A 20,040-nucleotide genomic window follows, 5' to 3' on the forward strand; every position below is an offset into this window, starting at 1 on the left:
GATTAACTCCTAATATGAAAAAACAACTGGTATTAATGGATCATGATGGTGGTGTAGATGATTATTTAGCCACCATGTTACTGTTAACAATGGAAAACATTGAACTATTGGGAATAGTCGTCACTCCCGCAGACTGTTATATTCAATCTGCTGTGAGTGTAACTCGTAAAATTATAGACTTAATGGGATTTTCTCATATTCCCGTTGCTGAAAGTACAGTCAGAGGAATTAACTCTTTTCCTCGTCTTTATCGTCGAGATTCATTAATTATTGATCATCTCCCAATTCTCAATCAAAAAGAAGAAATTAAAACTCCTTTATTAACAGAAACAGGTGAAGATTTTATGATCAAGGTGTTAAGAGAAGCACCTGAACCTGTAACATTGATGGTAACAGGGCCATTAACAACAGTAGCAGTTGCATTAGCAAAAGCACCAGAAATAGAACATAAAATTAAACAAATAGTGTGGATGGGTGGTGCATTAAATGTTCCTGGAAATGTCGAAAAAGGAATAGAACCAATACAAGATGGTTCAGCGGAATGGAATGTGTATTGGGATGCGGTTTCTGCTGCAAAGGTTTGGGAAACAGAAATAGAAATAATTATGTGTCCTTTAGACTTAACAAACCAAGTTCCGGTGACATCAGAATTAGTCCAAAATATCGGTAAACAATATAATTATCCTTGTTCCAATTTAGCAGGTCAATGTTACGCCTTAGTAATTCCTCAAGATTATTATTTCTGGGATGTTTTAGCAACAGCTTATTTAGAAAAACCTGAATTTTATGAATTGAAAGAATGGGAAACAGAAATTATTACCCAAGGTGTGAGTCAAGGAAAAACTAAAGTTGTTAAAGGAGGGAGGAAAATTCAAGCAATGGATAAAGTTGATAAAGATAGTTTTTATAATTATATTTTACAACAATGGAAAAGGTGAATTCCTATAAACTAGCAATAGTATTCATTAAATCTCGATACCAATTATATGCTTTCTCAATTTGCTTTTCAGCAATTGGGGTAATTTAAACTTGAAATGTCATATTTTTGCTGCATTTCTTGAATAAAATCTGCTAGAGGACGACTTTGACCACTATTAAGTTCATCCAAACCTTGCTGAATACCTGCAACAGTTTCTAAATGCTCAATTAATTGCCGTATCTTGCTAGGATTGATATTACTGGGATCTAAAAAAGTAATCAGAACTTGAGTATTATTGCTAATATTATCTGGTGTTTCGGTAAACTCAATTTTACCATCTTGATAAATACCTTCAATTGTTTTTAGCATAGTTAATTTTGAGGTAGTTAATCACTATCATAATAATAACATAATTTGGCTAAATATCCCAAAATAAAAAACAAGAAATTATGAATTTATCTCAGAAGTTGGTGTTCTGAATTGATGTAAACCCAACAACAAAGCAGCAACCGTTCCCGCAACCGAAATTTCCCCATTAGAAACCTTATCAAAAACCTCATTTACAGGAATTAAAATCACCTCAATTTCCTCAGTCACATCCAGATTTTCCTGTTCTCCAACCTTCACCACATCTTCAGCTAAAAATAAATAAATTTGATTAGTTTCCTTACTAGGATTATCATATAAAACCCCAAGAATTTTTACCCTTTCAGCAACATAACCAGTTTCCTCCCGTAACTCCCTTAAAGCTGCTGTTTTTGCGTCTTCCTCCTCGACATTAAACCTACCCGCAGGAAGTTCAATAAAAAAATCCCCCACCGCGTGACGATATTGACGCACAAACACAACTTCCTGATTCTTAGTAACAGGTAAAATCAAAGCAATATCAGGCTTAACATAAACAAAAAAATCATCAATCACCACACCATTAGACAACTCAACCGCATCCCGTCGCACCTGACAGAAACGATGATTTATCAACATTTGTGAACTTATAACTTTCCACCTTTGTAAATTACCCATATTGCATTTAAAATAAACATCTATCAACCCCAAATCATAACACCTTCATTCCTCTCTCCGCGCCTCTGCGTCTCTGCGTGAGATAAATCTTAAAACATGAAAACACAAATTAGTCAATTTACAGTCAACAAAAGATTTCCCTTAACAATAAGTAGAGGAACAACAGCACAAACCACAAACATCATCGTAAAAATCAAAGAAAACGGAATAGAAGGATGGGGAGAAGCATCACCCTTTGGAGTAGGAAACCAGGGACAAACAACAGAGATAATTATCCAAGCATTAAACCGAATCACCCCTATTTTAGAATTATATAACCCTTGGCAAAGACAAGAAATAGAAGATATATTAAATCAATATCAAATCTCATCAGCAGCCAGAGCAGCAATAGACATGGCATTATATGATTGGATGGGAAAAAGTATAGATTTACCACTTTGGAAAATCTGGGGATTAAACATTAATAAAATCGTTCCTACATCAGTAACAATTGGAATTAATTCCCCAGAAGGTGCAGCCAAACGTACCCAAGACTGGCTAGAATATATGGATGTGAAATTATTAAAAATAAAACTAGGATCAAAAGAGGGAATAGCAGCAGATCAAAAAATGCTCCTAGCAGTAAAACAAACTGCACCAAATATTGCCTTATTTGTTGATGCTAACGGAGGTTGGAGTTTAGCAGATGCTATATCTATGTCTTTGTGGTTAGCAGATTTAGGGATTCAATATATAGAACAACCATTACCCAGAGGTGAAGAACAAAATTTAGCAACTTTAAAAAAACATTCACCTTTACCCATTTTTGTAGATGAAAGTTGCTTTACCAGTGCAGATATTTCTAAATTAGCTGAATATGTGGATGGAATTAATATTAAATTGATGAAATCTGGGGGTTTAAGTGAAGCATTGAGAATGGTAAATACAGCTAAAGCACATAATTTACAAGTCATGTTTGGCTGTTATTCTGATAGTTGTTTAGCTAATACAGCAGCTTCACAACTTGCACCATTAGCAGATTATTTAGACTTAGATAGTCACCTGAATTTAATTGATGATCCTTTTATGGGTGCATCAGTAGAAAACGGACGAATTTTACCTAATAATTTACCAGGTTTGGGAGTAAAATACAGTGAGATTACCACTTAATAAAAAGATTGCTATTTTATTACATGAAGGATTAACTGGAAGTCAGGGAAAAACTGGTTTATCCATTTTACGTTATAGTGAATCTCCCATAGTTGCAGTTATAGATAAAGAGTCTGAAGGTAAGTCCTTAGCAAATATCACAGGTATCAAGCGTGATGTACCAATTGTGGCATCTATAGCCGCAGCTTTGCAGTATCAACCGGAAGTTTTAGTGATTGGTATAGCACCCAAAGGTGGGATGATACCTGATAATTATTGGGCTGATATCAAAGATGCTTTAAAAGGGGGAATGTCTTTAGTTAATGGTTTGCACGTGCATTTAGCAAATATACCTGATTTAAAAGCACTGCTTAAACCAGGACAAATTATTTGGGATGTTCGCAAAGAACCGGGTAATTTAGATATTGCTGCTGGTTTAGCTAAAAATCTTCCCTGTCGTCGAGTGTTGACGGTGGGTACGGATATGGCCATTGGCAAGATGTCTACCAGTTTAGAGCTACATTGGGCAGCTAAGTCAAGGGGTTGGAAGTCAAAGTTTTTAGCTACCGGTCAAACTGGGTTAATGTTAGAAGGTGATGGTATCGCTTTAGACGCAGTGCGGGTTGATTTTGCTGCGGGTGCGGTGGAACAGTTAGTAATGCGCTTTGGCAAACATTATGATATTTTGCAAATTGAAGGACAGGGTTCTTTATTACACCCTGGTTCAACGGCAACTTTACCTTTAATTCGAGGTTCTCAGCCTACGCATTTAATTTTATTGCATCAATTTGGACAAACTCACAACCGTAATAACCCTTATATACCGATTCCATCTCTACCAGAAGTGATCAAGATGTATGAAATAGTCGCTAGTGGTGCGGGTGCGTTTGGTCAAGTTCCAGTAGCGGGAGTAGCTTTAAACACTAGAAAGTTAGATGAAAATGCTGCTAAGGAGGCGATCGCCCAAATTACATCTGAGACAGGTTTACCTTGTACAGATCCCGTCAGGTTTGACGCAGGAATATTGTTAGATGCAGTGATGCAGAGTTAGGAAATTCCCGAAAGATCATACGGCAGATTCCATTCTAATGAGGTATAAACTTGAATATTGAAACTGTTGTAGTGCAGGGATATTGCCCGCTAGATATGTAATTTATAACACCGAAACGTGCTGTATTACAAAAGTTCCCGCATCTAAGAAAACTATCAAAATCTGCCAGTTTTTAGCATTTTGTGAATGTGTAAGTAATACAGCACTAGTTGTAATGAATTGTTTATTGCTCAGGTATTTTTTTCGGAATTTTCTGATAAAGTATCTGTAGCGTTTTTAGTTGTATGACAAATCCTTTCAGCATTGCCATATCGAATGAATTAACAGTACCGACTATTAAAGTTGATTCACCTGAAGACTTATCTAAGTCTATGAATGATCTAGGTTTTCATGATCCACGCCCCATCTTAGTCATTTTGGGTGGTGCAGCTAAGATGAGCCAAACTGATCTAGACCGTTTGCGATCGCTATTTGTCAAAGTTCTAGCTCCAGTGGTCGAAGAATTAGGTGCATTTGTCGTAGATGGAGGCACTGATTTTGGTGTTATGCAAATGATAGGTCAAGCTCGTGCCGAGATATCAGGAAAATTTGCCTTGATTGGTGTAACTCCAGTCGGAAAAGTAGCTCTTCCTGGTCACACACATTCAGAAGAAGTGACAGCACTAGAACCCAACCATAGTCATTTTGTGCTAACTCCTGGTACTAACTGGGGTGATGAATCCCCTTGGTTAGCTGATGTCGCAACTGTATTAGCAAAAGGATCACCATCAGTTGCCATCCTAGTCAATGGTGGGGAAATTTCCAAACAGGATGTATCACATAACCTCAGAGCTAATCGGCCAGTGCTGGCTGTAGCTGGGAGTGGCCGATTAGCTGATACCCTAGCATTTGCACTGGAAGGGGAAGCTAGTGATGAAGAGGTGAGGGAGTTAGTTGCTTCTGGTTTGGTGCAAGCAATTGATTTCAAAGATAGTTTTGATAGCTTAACCGAGTTGATTAAGTCATATCTTAGTTAAGAAAAATCGTAACTCCACACTCTGAAAAATTCGCAATTAATCAAAAGAAATCAAATATGTCCATATACGAAAAAGCAGACAAAAAAACTGGCCCCTATAAACTTCTAGCCCTCGATGGTGGCGGTATTCGGGGGATGATGACTCTGGAAGTATTGGCTGAAATTGAAGCTACCTTGCGAAATAGCTTGGGTGCTGACGAGAATTTTGTCCTAGCAGATTACTTTGATTACGTTGCTGGAACAAGTACAGGTGCAATCATTGCCACTGCCATCTCTTTAGGTATGTCTGTAGCAGATATTCAAAAATTTTATCGGCAGAGTGGTGAGCGAATGTTTGATAAAGCATTTATCCTCTCCATAACTGGAACATTAGTCTATAAATATGGAGATAAAAACCTAGCTAATCAACTTAAAAAGGTATTTGGAGAAGACACCACCTTTGGTAGTAAGGATCTGAAAACTCTTTTGATGCTGGTAATGCGTAACGTTAACACAGATTCTCCTTGGCCTCTATCCAATAATCCCTATGCTAAGTACAACAACCCAGAGAATGTAGATTCTAACTTGAAACTGCCTCTTTGGCAACTTGTCAGAGCAAGCACAGCCGCACCAACCTTCTTCCCACCGGAACAGGTTCAATTAGGTGACAATAAGTTTATCTTCGTTGATGGTGGAGTCACTCCCTACAATAACCCAGCTTTTCAACTATTCCTGATGGCAACAGCTCAACCCTACCAACTCAAGTGGTCGGCAAGTGAAGACAATATGCTTTTAGTCTCAGTTGGTACTGGTCTCACTCCTAAAATAGATCCAAATCTGAAAGCATCACAAATGCACACTATATACAATGCTCAGAATATTCCTGGCGCACTAATGCTTGCTAGTCAGAACGAACAGGACTTTCTGTGTCGTATTTTTGGTAAGTGTTTATCAGGAGATCCAATTGATGGAGAAGTTGGTGATCTAATTGGAGCAAAAGGACCTTTAGAATCAAAACTCTTTACCTACTTACGCTATGACGTTGAATTAACTCGTCAGGGACTGGATAAATTAGGTGGATTAGATGATATCAACGTAGAGAATGTTCAGCAAATGGATTCCATCAAATATATGACTGAGTTAGAACGTATCGGCAAAGCGATCGCTAAAAAAGTTCAACCAGAACATTTTGCAAATTTTGTTTAGTAACCTGATTTATGGGGATTTAATTCCCCTATTTTGAAAAGCTTTATTTTAAATTTATTTATGTCTATTACTATTGATGAGTAATTGATATCAAAAATTATTTGTAAATTTTTATCAGTATTGTTTTAATACACAGGGTTCACTATTTATGAGACAATTTTTTGATGCCTTTATATCCTACGGAAGACCTGACAGTAAAGAGTTTGCAACCAAACTCCAAGCTAGTTTGAATGAAAAAGGTTTCCGAATCTGGTTTGATTTTAATGATATTCCGCTGGGTGTTGATTTCCAGAATCAAATTGATGATGGGATCGAAAAAGCACATCATTTCTTATTTATTATTTCCCCTCATTCAGTTAATTCTGACTACTGTCTTAAAGAAATTGAATTAGCAGTTAAATATAATAAACGTATTATTCCGATATTGCACGTTGAGGAAATTAGTCGGGAACTATGGCAACAAAGAAATCCAAATGGTAGTGATGAACAATGGAAAGCAGAGAAAAGCGCAGGAAAACTTAGTTCTTTCCAGAATATGCACCCCACAATTAGAAAAATTAACTGGGTCAATTTTCGAGAGAGAATAGATAATTTTGAACTTTCTTTACAGGGATTAATTAACATACTTGAAAGTCATACTGATTATGTAGAACAGCATACCAAGTTTTTAGCCAAAGCATTGCAATGGGAGAGAAATCAACAGCAAACAAACTATTTATTAGTAGGGGAAGAAAAACAACAAGCTCAAGATTGGTTAAAAATACATTTTAAAGATGAACAACCGCCTTGTTTACCCACAGATTTGCATTGTGAATACATCACCGAAAGTATCAAGAATGGTAATAATTTGATGACTCAGGTGTTAATATCTTATGCGGATCAAGATAGGAAAATTATGGAAAAAATTCGCACCAGCTTGAGACGAGAAAGTATTACAGTGTGGACAAATCTTACAGATATCAATCCAGGAGAAGATTTTCACGATTCTATTCAACGCGGTATTTTGAAAACAGATAATCTAATTTATCTACTTTCTCCAGATGCACTCAACTCAAAATATTGTCAGCAAGAATTGGATTTAGCTATCTCATGGAATAAACGAATTATTCCCTTACTGGTGCGAAAAGAAGAGGAAATAGATTTACCATCATCGTTGCGGAATTTACAATATATTGACCTCACAGATAATCTCAAAGAAGATGATTATCTATCTGATGAAAGCCAACTCTTAAAGATTTTGCAAGAAGATGCAAATTATTACAACCAGCACAAAATTATTTTAACTCAAGCATTAAAGTGGGAACAACAGAATTATAATCCTAGTATTTTGCTGCGAGGAAACAACCTACAAAGTGCAAAAACTTGGTTAGAAGTGGGACAAAATAGAACTCAGCAACCACCTACAGAATTACAAAAAAAATTCATTAATGCCAGTCTACAACAACCTCCTTTAGACTCTCTGGATGTATTTATTTCCTATTCCCGTACTGATTCAGACTTAGCGAGAAAATTGAATGATGCTTTACAAAAACAAGGTAAAATGACCTGGTTTGATCAAGAAAGTATTGCACCAGGGAGTGACTTTGCTAAAGAGATTGAGGAAGGTATTAAAACTTGCGATAACTTCTTATTTATTCTTTCACCACGATCAATAAATTCGCCCTATTGTAAACAGGAGGTAGACTATGCTGCTTCCTTGAATAAACGTTTTGTAACTGTACTTTATAGGGAAATAAATACCAATAATTTGCATCCAGATTTGGGAAAAGTACAATGGATTGATTTTAGTGGTAAAGTAGAGGATTTTAACGCTAAATTTGAGAAGTTGATAATAACTTTAGATACTGATCGAGAATATGTACGTACTCATAGTAAGTGGTTGCAAAGGTCTCTGGAATGGGAAAAGAAGAATAAAAATGATGATTTATTATTACGGGGTAGTGAATTTTTAGCTGCTTATAAATGGTCATTCGCAGCTGAACAGGATCAGAAAAGTCCCGCTTTAACTACTTTGCAAAAAGAATATATAGACAGAAGTAAAAAAGTTAGGCATATTTCCTTAGTCTTCAAATTGTTGTCCACGTTCGCTGGTATATTCACCCTTGCAACTATTTGTCTGAGTATATATAGTCTTCTGATAACAAAAGATCAAGATTGGGTGAATAGTTTAACATTTAGTAGCGACGGTAAAACTATTACTTCTTCTGGTGATAACGACAAAGTTAACATCTGGAAATCAGAAGATGGTATAAAAGTGGCAAACTTGCAAGGTAATACTTTTGCATATAGTCCTGATGGTAAGACTATTGTTTCAGGTAGTGATGATGGTATTGTTAGACTCTGGGATCTAGAAGGTAAATTACTCAAAGAATTTGATCAAAAACATACCAAATCAGTTAAAGTCGTAGTTTTCAGTCCTGATGGTCAGAGGATTGTTTCTGGAAGTGATGACAACACAGCGATAATTTGGACTTTAGAAGGGGATTTACTGCATATTCTTGAGGGACATACAGATTCTGTAATTAAAATTGCATTTAAACCTGATGGTAAAACAATTGCTACTGCTAGTGATGATAAAACTATCAAATTATGGACTTCGGAAGGGAAGTTGATCCAAACCATCAACAGGCGTTAAGTCTATTTCAAAAAACCATATCTAAATTTTACCTTCCATCTGCTATTTACAAATCTGGTAAATCCTGATGCACACAATCTTACCTCTTCCCAAACCCCAAAGAATTAAGAGCATTTTTCTTCCCCAACATCCAATCTAAATGTTGAGGTAACAATGTTGCTAAATCATAATTCTTAACCACCGTTTTCCTCGCAGCATTACGAATAGACATCATATCTTTAGGCTTTTCCAAAGCTAAATTTACCTTCTCTGCAATTTGTTCAGGGTTAAAGAAATCTACCAAAATCCCATTTTTACCATCTTTAATTACTTCCAAAACCGGGGGAGTATTTGCCGCAATTAACAAACATCCTGCGGACATGGCTTCTAACATTGACCAAGATAAAACAAAGGGACGAGTTAAATAAATATGGGCAGATGATGCTTGTAAAACTTGTAAATATTCGTTGTAGGGTAATAAACCTGTAAAATGTAATCTGGATAAATCCAAATCTAATTTATCTAACATTAATTGTTTATAACTTTGACCTTCAGGAAGTTGTTTTCCATAAGCAACTCTATCTTCTCCTACAACTACCACATGACAATTTGGACGTAGTTGTTGAATTAAAGAAACTGCCTCCATAAATTGGGGAAAACCCCGGTAGGGTTCCATTCCTCTAGCTACATAGGTGACTAATTCAGAAACATGAGAAAGGTCAAGATTAATTCTAGGTAAAACTAATTTAGCTTCAGGATTAGGTTGAAAGAAATTAGTATCAACTCCATCATGACAAACAGAGATTTTACTATGAAATTCTGGGGGGAATTGTTGACGTTGCCAATGAGTAGGAGAAAGTCCGCGATCGCAATGATATAAATCTAATAAAATTGGGGAATTTTTAATATGAATTCGACACATATCATCAGCATTTAATGGTTCATTAGGATCAAAATCTGCATCAGAACCACGCGCATGATAAAACCATTCAAAAAAACATAATAACTCTGCTTTGGGGAAAACTTCTTTCATAAATAAAGTTGGTCCCCAACCAGAATGACCATAAACTATATCAGGAACAAAACCCTGACTTTTTAATTGTTCGGCAACGCGATATACAGCTTGTCCTGTTAACACAGCATTTTCTAAATTGCGGACATAATGATGAGTTTGTGGTGCTGCTGTACGGGAAGGTTCATAAATAACTTTAGACACACCTGGAATTGTTCCTTCCTGTCGCTTGGTCGCAAACACAACTTGATAACTACTATCTTGTCCTAAAACTGAGGCTAAATGACGAAATTGAGCAGGAAAATTGGGATGTAAAAATAAGATTCGTTGAGGATGATTAGAGGTATTTGTATTCATTATAAGTAGAGATTTTTATAAAAACATATTTAATCATAGCTCACCCTACCCTGAAAAAAGGGAGGGTTTAAAAAAGCTAAAGTTCTATTTTTAACGGATTAAAAATTACTTACCACCGTAGAAAAAAGCTATTTCTTTTTCTTTCAAAGGTGCAAAACCAGCATCAGCGAGCTTTTGATCTAATTCTGCTTGGGGAATATGTTTAGCCCCAATACGAACGATCCGAGAACGCATAGTATTAGATACACCACTACGTTGTCTACCTGCTTCTAAACCCATTACTTGATTATACAAATCTAACTTAGCAGTAGGAATAGGAGAACCATCAAAATCAATTCCCTTGGCGATCGCCACATCAATCGCATCAGCACCTGTAGTAGTTTGATCTTTTAAATTTGTTTCACTGGTCATGGCTGTATAGTCTGAAGATAATAGGTATATCTTACCAGGGAAGGAGTAGGGTGTCAGGTGTAGGGCTATTAATCTCCCTGTCACCTGTCATCTATTCCCAGACTTGCCACTTTAGGAAATTTTAGTTTAATCTCAAACCAGCGGTATAGCAATTTAGGTGATGCTATGTCTGAAGCCCACACTCCTCGCAATCAAGATCGCAGCCTCGAAAAAGCCCTCACGGACAAAATTATTGACGATTATTTTGAGAATTCGGAAAGTTGGCTCAGAGCAATTTTGCGAATGTGCATTTTCTCCTTAGCCAAAATTAATGGAGAATCCGTTTTTATTGTTGAATGCCCGAATCAAGCTGTTGCAAAGCGCCTGAGTCGTAAAACCTATCCGTTTCGCGGAATGGTATATTTTTTAACTGATAATTTTGATGACCGCGATCGCACTTTATTCTGCTACAAAGATGAACGTAAAGGAAATTGGCAATGTTTTGATACTAGCACTAATACCTGGAAATCTTTCCGTAATTTACAATCATCTACTACCCCAAAAGAATGAAGCAGGGGTGATGGGGAGGATGAACAACCCAATGCCTAATGCCTAATGAATTTTACGGGTTACTGAACCACCAATAAACGCACCTAATATTGTACCCGTCCATATTCCGGCTATGCTGCCTTGCCAAATTGCTCCTGGTGTTACCCAAGCATTACACACTTGTTGAAAACCCCAAGCCTGATTTTGGCATTTTTGACTGTGAAGCATGGAGGTAATTTGCACACCCATTAAACCACCAAAAAAGCCAGATGATAAAGCAGCAGCAGTACAAATTAGGATACGTTTTTTCATTGGTATAAGGTAAAGAACATAGGAAATGGTTAATGGGTAAAAGGGAATGGTTAATAAATTCCCAATCACCAATCAACCAGTATTTCTCATCCCCGCAGCAATACCATTAATGGTTAACAATGCTCCTCGTTGTAATTCTCCCTTACTGTAACGGGAATGAATCACACCTGGAGTAGTGCTGTTTTTGTATTCTCGGAGGCGTTTGAGCAAAGAAACTTGGATAAATCCTAGCGGTACAATTGTGCCATTACGTAGCTGTACTGAACGTTGCAGGACAGGATCACCATCCAAAAGCTTTTGGTAGCCAGTAATTTTTAAGACTAAATCCCTGGTGAGGTAGAATTCACTAGCAATTTGTTCAAATACTTTATCAAAGCGGGGTTTATCTTCTGGATTAGATAACTCCTCTACGTAATGACGTGCCATTTCCATGTCTACCTTAGCCAAGGTCATTTCCGCTTTAGAAATTACCATTTTGAAGAAAGGCCACTTCTGATAAAAGTAACGCATTAATTTCAGGTGTTCTTCTGGTTTTTCGTTCAGGAAGTCGTGCAATGCTGTACCAATACCATACCAAGCAGGTAATAAAAATCTGGTTTGTGTCCAACTAAATACCCAAGGAATCGCTCGTAAACTGCTTAAATCTTTTTTACCAGATGGACGACGAGCAGGACGAGAGCTAATTTGCAGTTGGCTAATTTCTTCAATGGGGGTGACTTGGTGGAAGAAGTCAATAAAGTCTGGTTGTTCGTAAATTAGAGCGCGATAATGCTGACGCGATCGCACAGCTAATTCTTCCATAATTTCGTTCCAAGGTTCAATATCATCAAACCCGGTTTTTAACAAACTGGCTTGGACTACGGCAGTGGTGATGGTTTCCACGTGATACAAGGCCAAGTCCAACAAGGAATATTTAGAAGCTAAAACTTCACCTTGTTCTGTAATCTTGATTCTGCCATTAATACTATGACCTGGTTGAGCCAAAATCGCCTCATAAGCCGGACCACCACCACGGCCAACAGAACCGCCTCTACCGTGGAAAATTCGCAGGTTCAAGCCAAATTCCTCAGCAATTAGCTGGAGTGATTTTTGGGCTTTATGAATTTCCCAGTTACTGCTTAAAAAGCCAGAGTCTTTGTTACTATCCGAGTAACCCAACATCACTTCCTGTAGGTTAGGTTTAACCGTCACAGATGGATTAACATCTGTCGTCTGCGGTTCATAACCACCAGCTAAAAAGGCGCGATATAGGGGCAATTCAAACAATTCTCGCATGACACTACGAGAACGTTGTAAATCTTCTACGGTTTCAAATAGGGGTACGACTCGAATTGTACCGACAGCGATCGCCGGATCAAATAATCTAGATTCTTTAGCTAAGAGCAGAACTTCCAAAACATCGCTAACTTCCCGACACATACTGATAATGTATGTTTGGCAGATATTCAAACCAAATTCCTGTTGTAGCGATCGCACGGTGCGGAAGGTTTGGATAATATCGTTAGTTTTTTCGGAAAATGGCAATTCAGCGGGAATTAATGGTCTTCTAGTTTGTAATTCTCCCGTTAACCAAGCCACTCTTTGAGCTTCGGTGAGTTCGTTGTAGGATTGGGGTAAAACTTGTAAATATTCAAGAATTTCATTAATCGCATCAGAGTGACGAGATGATTCTTGACGAATATCCAATTGAGTTAGGTGGAAATCAAATATTTCCACTTGAGAAATTAGATGATCCAATTCTCGGCAACTTAAACCTGTTTCCGTTAAATTGCGTTGCACTAATCGCAATTCTGCCAAAAATTCCGCCCCAGAACGATACATGGGAGCTTCTTCATTGGTTGGCATTTCCCGATTATACAAAGACAAATTGCGATCGCGGGTATTCTCCAACCTTCTCAGCACATAGGCAAGTTTTAAGCGATAAGGTTCTTGACGATAACGCAAAGCCAGAGCATCATACACATCACTCAGCTTAGATTGATCTATCTCCAGAGATTCCAATAAATCTGGGAGGACATCACTCCAGTGCATAGAAACACTTAACAGTTCAATCAAATGTTTTACTGATTTAATGTATCTCTCTAACACCATTTTCCGCTGATAACAAGCGGTTTTCCAAGTTACCTCCGGCGTTACCGATGGATTACCATCCCGATCTGAACCCACCCAAGAACCAAAAGAACAGAAATTTTTACTAGGAGGTTCTAACCAGGGGAAAGTTTGTTCTAGAGAATATTTGAAGCGTTTATAGAGTTGGGGAATACCATCAAATAACACCTCTTGGAAGTAATGTAAAGCGTAATCTACCTCATCTAGTACCGTAGGTTTAAATTGATGTAACTCATCTGTCCGCCACCAGAGACGAATTTCCTCTAGTAATTGCTCTTTTACCTCTCCTACTTCCCAAGGATAGCCCCCAGCATTATTTTCTAGAGTATCTAGCTTTTGTAGAAGACATACCACCTGACGCTGTTTATCGCGGATAGTATGGCGGACAATTTCCGTTGGGTGTGCAGTAAAAACTAAGCGCACATCCAGTTGAGAAATTAACCGTTGAATTTGCTGGGGTGGGACATTCAGCCTAAATAACAAAGGAAACAGGGCGGCAAAAGTACCCTTTTGTTTAGCTGGTGTTGTATCTCCCCAACTGTGGGTAGCAAAATTTGCACCTAGAGACCTAGTGACTGGTAACTCATTTTCTCTTTGGTTAGTCGAATAGATAATATTCGGTGGATTTTCCTGATCTAATACATCTGTCTCAGAATACCGAGTTAATTGTTGTTTTTGTTCATATTCCTGCTCAATGATGTTAATTAGCTGAAAATAGAGAGCAAAAGCACGAGCCGCCCTAATAGCCTCATTAATATTCAGCTGTTCAATTAATTCCACCACTGAGGAGGCTTGATCATTTGTGGCTTGTCCTTCTGGTGAACACAAATCGCGTAATTTCCGCAATAGATCCACCATATTTTGGCCGCATTCTTGTTGAAGAACCGACTCCCACAATTCCTCTACTACCTGTAGACGATGACGCAAAAATAATTCAGACATGGGGTAGATATTCGCTGTTGGCGATGAAGAGTATAAAAGGGAACCCATATTCTCCGCTCTAGTAAAGCCAATTAATGTTTACAATTGTAGTTTTCTACTGATTGGCTGATAGGATCAATCTCAGCCAATAGATAGATGGTTATATATAACTGTTAGCTTTGGTTTAGTTCCTGTTCCACTGGAAAGTCAAGAACAGGAAGGCGATCGCCCCTAAAAACTTCTTGACTGGCTTCTCCTAAAGCTGACAATGTTTTACCCGTTGCTTTATCTGCCACAACTAGCAGTAGCATAGATGCTGTAGCCATTTGCAGAAGACATGATTGGGGGATATCAAACAAAATCAAGTTTAATCCGGGATTGGGTGAGGGGTTTTGGGTTACAGGTAACATTGCTAATTTTTAGTGATGGTGAGTTGAGTACAATAGACGCAAAACTCAATCTTGAGAGGACGTGTAACCTTCTAAGACTATCTTTGCCCATTTTGCAAGCTCCAAAGGTAACAAAATTGTTAAATAAAAACTGCAAAATGTGATAAATCTATGTTTCTATTTTACAAGTACAGGCAAAATCCCCCTATACTCGCTTCCTGTTACAGTTAACTTCATATATGAAAACATTATTACTAGATCGTCAGCAAACCTTGGTGCAATGGGTCAGCCAAGCAACAGGAATCAGCACTTTCGGAGTGAAAGTCAGGTTACTGGGAAATGACCTACATATCCTTTGTGAAGGCACCGACTGTCCAAAACGTTGGCACACTCTTTATGATCTCCTACAAGCACTGGGGCAAACTGACCTGGATAGCCTCACAAATGAAGATCAATCCTCAATATACCAAGTATTGGTCTATGGTCGAAAGAAAGGAGAACATCGTCCTCAATGGTGTCATCGTGTCTACTTGAATCAATTAGATAAACACATAGAACAAGCAGAACAAGCTCTATTACTGGAAACCAAAAAATCTCAGTTATCAGGTGGAGGGATAATTGTATCTAATGAAAGTTTGGCACGTCAAGGAAATCCCGATGCTATTGCTCGCTATCTCAGTGAAAATCTCAGTAATTTAGGTGTCGCTGTCCAGGTTAAAAGCCAATTCCATCAAACAAAGGCTAATGTTCAAAAAACTGCCAAAATAGCTAATCGTCTTTGGATATTTTGCCAATCTAGTTATAGTCCTGATGCCACTCTCCTGGCTGAACCAATAGCGCAACAACTTCGTCATCTCAAGTTAGCTGGTTATGAAGATGCGGTGATTGTTTCCCAGGTTCGGGGTGAAAGTGAACCAGATTGGCGGTTAAGGGTGGATTTAACCCCAGCGGAAACGATGCTCAAAGAATGGGCGCGATGGGGTGATGTACAGGCAATCAGCCGTTTATTAAGTGATAAACTATCAGATTTTAAGGTCTCTGTTCAAGCTTCTTTAAAAGAATTTACTTTACACGTTTTTTGTACCCCAGCCGTTGATCCTTTAAAATCTGCCCCCGCTCCAGATAAGTCAGTCTGTTTACCACTTATTAACTCAGAGTTAGAAAAGATCGCACCTCAAGGGATGATGGCTGCTGCTGTTTATGGTCAAAAAACAGATGATCAACAACCAGCTTGGGTAGATTGGTTGTCTTTACCAGCTTCACAACATCCTGCTCTAGCACCTTCTACTCTAGCTTTAGGTACTACTGGTGATGAACCTGCGATAGTCTTCTTACTAGAACGTTTACTCAATCAAGATATGGATTGGCGTTTACGGACGGGTGGTATCCGCATCCTTTTACTTCACAAAGGTGATTTACTGCACGTCATGTGTGATGCACCTAATTGTCCCACACGAAAACAGGTAGCCAGTAAGGTGACTCAATTTATTCGTCACTTAAATATTGATGGTATTACTGGTGTCAGGGTTTATGGCCGTCGAGCGGGAGATACTGAACCCGTGTGGCATCATGGAATTGATTTTGGACAACGCCAGCGTTTAGTACCAGAAGCCACACCAGAATTTGCCGCTACTTCTGAATATGTCAGTGATTTAATCAATAATGAGGATAATCAGCCAACTGTTCGACCGGATTTAACTACGGAGGACGTGAAAAATGTAGTTACAGAAGTAACACAGGATTGGCTAGGAAATATTTACAGACTACTGAGAAAATTATTAATAAGCACACAATTATTTGTAAAAATTAGCCACTCACGGCAGCAAAACCCTGATGGTCAAGGTGTAGGGGTTAGTTTGGTGTGGATGGCTTTGGGGTTTATTCTTACACTCCAAAGTGATTGGTTATTAGGTTATGTTGCTAATCAGCACATCCAAAATACTACTGCTGACAATAGTGTTGTCTCCTCAACACCTCCAGCATCTTTAACATCAGAAAATACTCAAAATCAAAATACAGAGTTGCTCACTAATCATAAATCTTCTCAATTTACTAGCTCTGCTTTCAATGCTTCTGGTTTTACCCAACATGATAGCCCTTCAGAAAATCTCCAGGCAGCGCCATTGAAACAAAAAGCCAGTGCTACGGCAATTCTATTAGCAGCGCGATCGCAAATGCCCAGTTTTAATGCTCGTCAATTAGATGAACAGTTAGCACTTTATCAACAGCGTTTAGCAACGACTGGTAAAGTACCAGAGGTGTTAGTTATTGGTTCTTCCCGTGCCTTGAGAGGAGTTGATCCTGTAGCCCTTTCTCAATCTCTAGCAACTCAAGGTTATGGGAAAATTGATGTCTTTAATTTTGGGATTAATGGTGCTACCGCCCAAGTTGTAGAATTTATTATCAGTCGTGTTTTAGAACAATCAGAATTACCAAAACTGATTATTTGGGCTGATGGTTCTCGAGCATTTAATGGTGGTCGTGAAGATATAACTTTTAATTCTATTGCTGCTTCTCAAGGCTATCAGGAAGTTTTGAAAAAAGCTACAAAACCAGTAAATAATAATCAGACATCCTCAAAATTAAATCTAGAGGATAAAACAGAAAATCAGCAATTAGCGGTCAATGTTAATAGTTATCAAGCAGCTAATGATTTTTTAAATCAACTATTAATTGGTGTGTCCAGAAGTTACAATAACCGAGAGCAAATCAAAAATTTATTCCAAACTCAAATAGATAATTTGCCTTTTAAAAATCAACAAGTTGAATCAAAAATTAATTCGGAGGGTGACGCAGATATTAATGATTTTCCCCAAGGTGTAGATTTTGATGGATTTTTGCCTCTATCTATTCGCTTTAATCCCAAAACTTATTATGATAATCACCCCAAAGTATCAGGAAGTTACGATAACGATTATAAGTCTTTTGAACTCACAGGTTTACAAGATTCTGCTTTACAATCAGTGATAGAATTTACCCAGAAGAAGAAAGTATCTTTAGTATTTGTGAATATGCCTCTAACAGCTGATTATTTAGACCCAGTCAGAAAGAAATATGAGCAAGAATTCCAAAAGTATATGTTAGAAACTTCTACGAACAACAATCACTTTATATACCGGGATTTAAGTCAAATTTGGCTTAATGCTAATCACTACTTTTCCGATCCTAGTCACCTCAATCGCTACGGAGCTTATGAAGTATCTAAAGAACTAGCGGTTGACCCTATGATCCCCTGGAATGTTAAATAAACTGAAATGACATTATCAATGACTAATGACTAAAAAATGAAATTTATATCAATTTTTTACGGACTTTTTTTACTGAGTATTCTGGGCATTTACTGGAATTTAGGATCACAGAAATTAAGGCTATGGACACTGTTATTAGCCAGTTTAGTATTTTATACATCCTGGCAAATTCAATATTTGCCGTTGCTTTTAGCACTTACTTTTATTAATTTTCGCCTTGGTTTAGAAATTGGTAAAAACACTTCACCGACAAAACATTCCCAAAATTCACAAATATCTAACGAAGAATGGCAAATTTCCCAGTCAGACTGGAATCTAAATCGCCTCAAGATTTTATGGTTTGGGATCATTTTAAATGTAGGCTTATTACTAAGTTTCAAATATTTACCAATTGTCCTGAAATGGATATTTAATATATCTGTAGAATCAACAAATTCACCTTTTAAATTAGTCGCACCTTTAGGAATTTCCTTTTTTACATTTGAATGTATTGCTTATTTAATAGATGTTTATCGTGGTGCGCCAGCTACAAATCAATTTTTAAAGTTTGCTACCTACAAATTATTTTTTGCTAAGTTAATTTCCGGGCCAATTACTCGCTACCATAATTTTGCCCTGCAATTTAACACTTTACAATTTCCTAATGTTAATCGAATTTCTGAAGCTTTATGGTTAATTGGCAGGGGTGCGGTTAAAAAAGGTATTCTCGCTGATAATTTGGGAATTTTTGTAGATTTATGTTTTGGTAATTTACAAAGAGCAGGTAGCACAGATTTATGGTTAGCTACTATTGCCTATGGTTTACAGTTATATCTTGATTTTAACGGTTATGTAGATATTGCTCGCGGTAGTGCTTTACTTTTTGGCTTAGTTTTACCTGAAAATTTTGATTTTCCTTATTTTAGTACCAGTATTGCCGATTTTTGGCGGCGCTGGCATATAACTTTGGGTGATTGGTTACGTAATTATCTATATTTTCCTTTGGGTGGTTCTCGCAGTGGATTGATGCGTACGTGTTTAAACTTGTTTATTGTGATGATAGTGGCAGGTATCTGGCATGGTTCAGCCTGGGGTTTTATTATTTGGGGTACTTTACATGGTTTAGCTTTAGCTGTTCATCGTCTTACAGATGCTTTGAGCGATCGCTTTGACTGGCTTAGTGTATTCTGGCAAAACCCGATAGGGATAATTTTTGCTTGGCTATTAACTCAGTTTATGGTTTTCACTTCTTGGATTTGGTTTCGTCTTCCTAATGTACAAGACTCCGCTTTAGTGATGCAGAATTTTTGGGGACGTAGTGCAGATGCACAGTTTTTTGAAAAAGTCTATGTTGAAGCATTAAATAGTACACCACATCAAATATCGTGGTTGATGTTCTTTTTGTTTTTATTCATGCTTGCATCTTATACTTTCAAACGAGGTATGAAGTTAGAGTTGAGTTGGCCGATCAAACTTGTCTTTGTACCCCTATGTTTTTACGCAGTTTGGTTATTAGCACCAGCAGGTAGCTTACCTTACATTTATTTTGATTTCTAGAAAAAACTGACAATTTAATTTACAGCGGCTTATATCTCTAGCTTGTGTGCAGTGCTGTAATTAAGTATTTGGTGGTAGTTCATTAATTCATGACTACCCCTATTTTATTAATGTTTTGGTGGGTTTTAGAAACTCTATTAAGCAATTTTACGAAGCATAAATATTTATTAACTATTTGATAAGTAAAAGTGATTACTTTTATTTTTTTGATAAAATAATCAGTATTACAAATCTGGTTAGCTTGTGCTAACGTTAAAAGTACAAACAAAATAAAACTTGTTT

Annotated in this window: 16 protein-coding genes; 9 read left to right on the forward strand and 7 right to left on the reverse strand. The window is 37.4% G+C overall.

Annotated elements, in window-relative coordinates; all coding sequences use genetic code 11:
• The first annotated feature begins 14 nt into the window (after positions 1-14).
• Complete coding sequence (locus tag WJM97_RS01960; RefSeq protein WP_353931390.1) at positions 15-938, forward strand: nucleoside hydrolase; 924 nt, start codon at positions 15-17, stop codon at positions 936-938.
• Between the two features lie 68 nt (positions 939-1,006).
• Here the strand turns inward: WJM97_RS01960 and WJM97_RS01965 are convergent, their stop codons facing one another.
• Together WJM97_RS01965 and WJM97_RS01970 are read right to left on the reverse strand one after the other, a co-directional pair.
• On the reverse strand, positions 1,007-1,288 hold the full coding sequence (locus WJM97_RS01965; RefSeq protein WP_353931391.1) for a hypothetical protein: 282 nt from the start codon (positions 1,286-1,288) through the stop codon (positions 1,007-1,009).
• Between the two features lie 78 nt (positions 1,289-1,366).
• Positions 1,367-1,942 carry an NUDIX hydrolase gene (locus WJM97_RS01970; protein WP_353931392.1) on the reverse strand — a complete coding sequence of 192 codons (576 nt, stop codon included), beginning with the start codon at positions 1,940-1,942 and terminating at the stop codon, positions 1,367-1,369.
• Positions 1,943-2,038: 96 nt separating this feature from the next.
• Between WJM97_RS01970 and WJM97_RS01975 the strand changes: the two genes are divergently transcribed.
• From WJM97_RS01975 to WJM97_RS01995, 5 genes are all read left to right on the forward strand, one after another.
• Positions 2,039-3,091 carry a dipeptide epimerase gene (locus WJM97_RS01975; protein WP_353931393.1) on the forward strand — a complete coding sequence of 351 codons (1,053 nt, stop codon included), beginning with the start codon at positions 2,039-2,041 and terminating at the stop codon, positions 3,089-3,091.
• A complete protein-coding gene (locus WJM97_RS01980; RefSeq protein ID WP_353931394.1) occupies positions 3,075-4,121 on the forward strand; it encodes a DUF1611 domain-containing protein in 1,047 nt (348 codons plus the stop codon). The genes WJM97_RS01975 and WJM97_RS01980 overlap by 17 nt, the downstream gene beginning before the upstream one ends.
• 284 nt (positions 4,122-4,405) lie before the next feature.
• Positions 4,406-5,137, forward strand: coding sequence for a hypothetical protein (locus WJM97_RS01985; protein ID WP_353931395.1), 732 nt, complete (start codon positions 4,406-4,408; stop codon positions 5,135-5,137).
• A 56-nt stretch (positions 5,138-5,193) separates the two neighbouring features.
• The gene (locus WJM97_RS01990; protein WP_353931396.1) at positions 5,194-6,321 is read left to right on the forward strand and encodes a patatin-like phospholipase family protein; all 1,128 of its coding nucleotides are present in this window, start codon (positions 5,194-5,196) and stop codon (positions 6,319-6,321) included.
• Positions 6,322-6,469: 148 nt separating this feature from the next.
• Positions 6,470-8,956 (forward strand): TIR domain-containing protein, encoded by a 2,487-nt coding sequence (locus WJM97_RS01995; protein WP_353931397.1) that lies wholly within the window; start codon positions 6,470-6,472, stop codon positions 8,954-8,956.
• A gap of 79 nt (positions 8,957-9,035) precedes the next feature.
• Here WJM97_RS01995 and WJM97_RS02000 read toward each other — a convergent pair whose 3' ends face one another.
• Complete coding sequence (locus WJM97_RS02000) at positions 9,036-10,304, reverse strand: glycosyltransferase family 4 protein (RefSeq protein ID WP_353931398.1); 1,269 nt, start codon at positions 10,302-10,304, stop codon at positions 9,036-9,038.
• A gap of 105 nt (positions 10,305-10,409) precedes the next feature.
• Positions 10,410-10,715 (reverse strand): DUF4090 family protein, encoded by a 306-nt coding sequence (locus tag WJM97_RS02005; RefSeq protein ID WP_353931399.1) that lies wholly within the window; start codon positions 10,713-10,715, stop codon positions 10,410-10,412.
• Between the two features lie 165 nt (positions 10,716-10,880).
• On the opposite strand from WJM97_RS02005, the gene WJM97_RS02010 reads away from it, so the two are divergent.
• Entirely contained in the window at positions 10,881-11,264 is a 384-nt protein-coding gene (locus WJM97_RS02010; RefSeq protein WP_353931400.1) for a hypothetical protein, read from the forward strand.
• A 42-nt stretch (positions 11,265-11,306) separates the two neighbouring features.
• On the opposite strand, the gene WJM97_RS02015 is transcribed toward WJM97_RS02010, so the two are convergent.
• The 3 genes from WJM97_RS02015 to WJM97_RS02025 all read right to left on the reverse strand — a co-directional run bounded on the left by WJM97_RS02015 (position 11,307) and on the right by WJM97_RS02025 (position 14,995).
• Positions 11,307-11,555 (reverse strand): hypothetical protein, encoded by a 249-nt coding sequence (locus tag WJM97_RS02015; RefSeq protein WP_353931401.1) that lies wholly within the window; start codon positions 11,553-11,555, stop codon positions 11,307-11,309.
• A 72-nt stretch (positions 11,556-11,627) separates the two neighbouring features.
• Positions 11,628-14,654: a phosphoenolpyruvate carboxylase gene (ppc, locus tag WJM97_RS02020; protein ID WP_353931402.1), complete on the reverse strand. Its 3,027-nt coding sequence runs from the start codon at positions 14,652-14,654 to the stop codon at positions 11,628-11,630.
• Between the two features lie 104 nt (positions 14,655-14,758).
• Entirely contained in the window at positions 14,759-14,995 is a 237-nt protein-coding gene (locus tag WJM97_RS02025; protein WP_353931403.1) for a hypothetical protein, read from the reverse strand.
• A 218-nt stretch (positions 14,996-15,213) separates the two neighbouring features.
• Between WJM97_RS02025 and WJM97_RS02030 the strand changes: the two genes are divergently transcribed.
• Both WJM97_RS02030 and WJM97_RS02035 read left to right on the forward strand, forming a co-directional pair.
• Positions 15,214-18,222, forward strand: a complete 3,009-nt coding sequence (locus WJM97_RS02030; protein WP_353931404.1) for a DUF1574 domain-containing protein — start codon at positions 15,214-15,216, stop codon at positions 18,220-18,222.
• Positions 18,223-18,258: 36 nt separating this feature from the next.
• Positions 18,259-19,758, forward strand: coding sequence for an MBOAT family protein (locus tag WJM97_RS02035; protein ID WP_353931405.1), 1,500 nt, complete (start codon positions 18,259-18,261; stop codon positions 19,756-19,758).
• Positions 19,759-20,040 lie beyond the last annotated feature (282 nt).

The organism is Okeanomitos corallinicola TIOX110, from assembly GCF_038050375.1.
GTDB lineage: Bacteria > Cyanobacteriota > Cyanobacteriia > Cyanobacteriales > Nostocaceae > Okeanomitos > Okeanomitos corallinicola.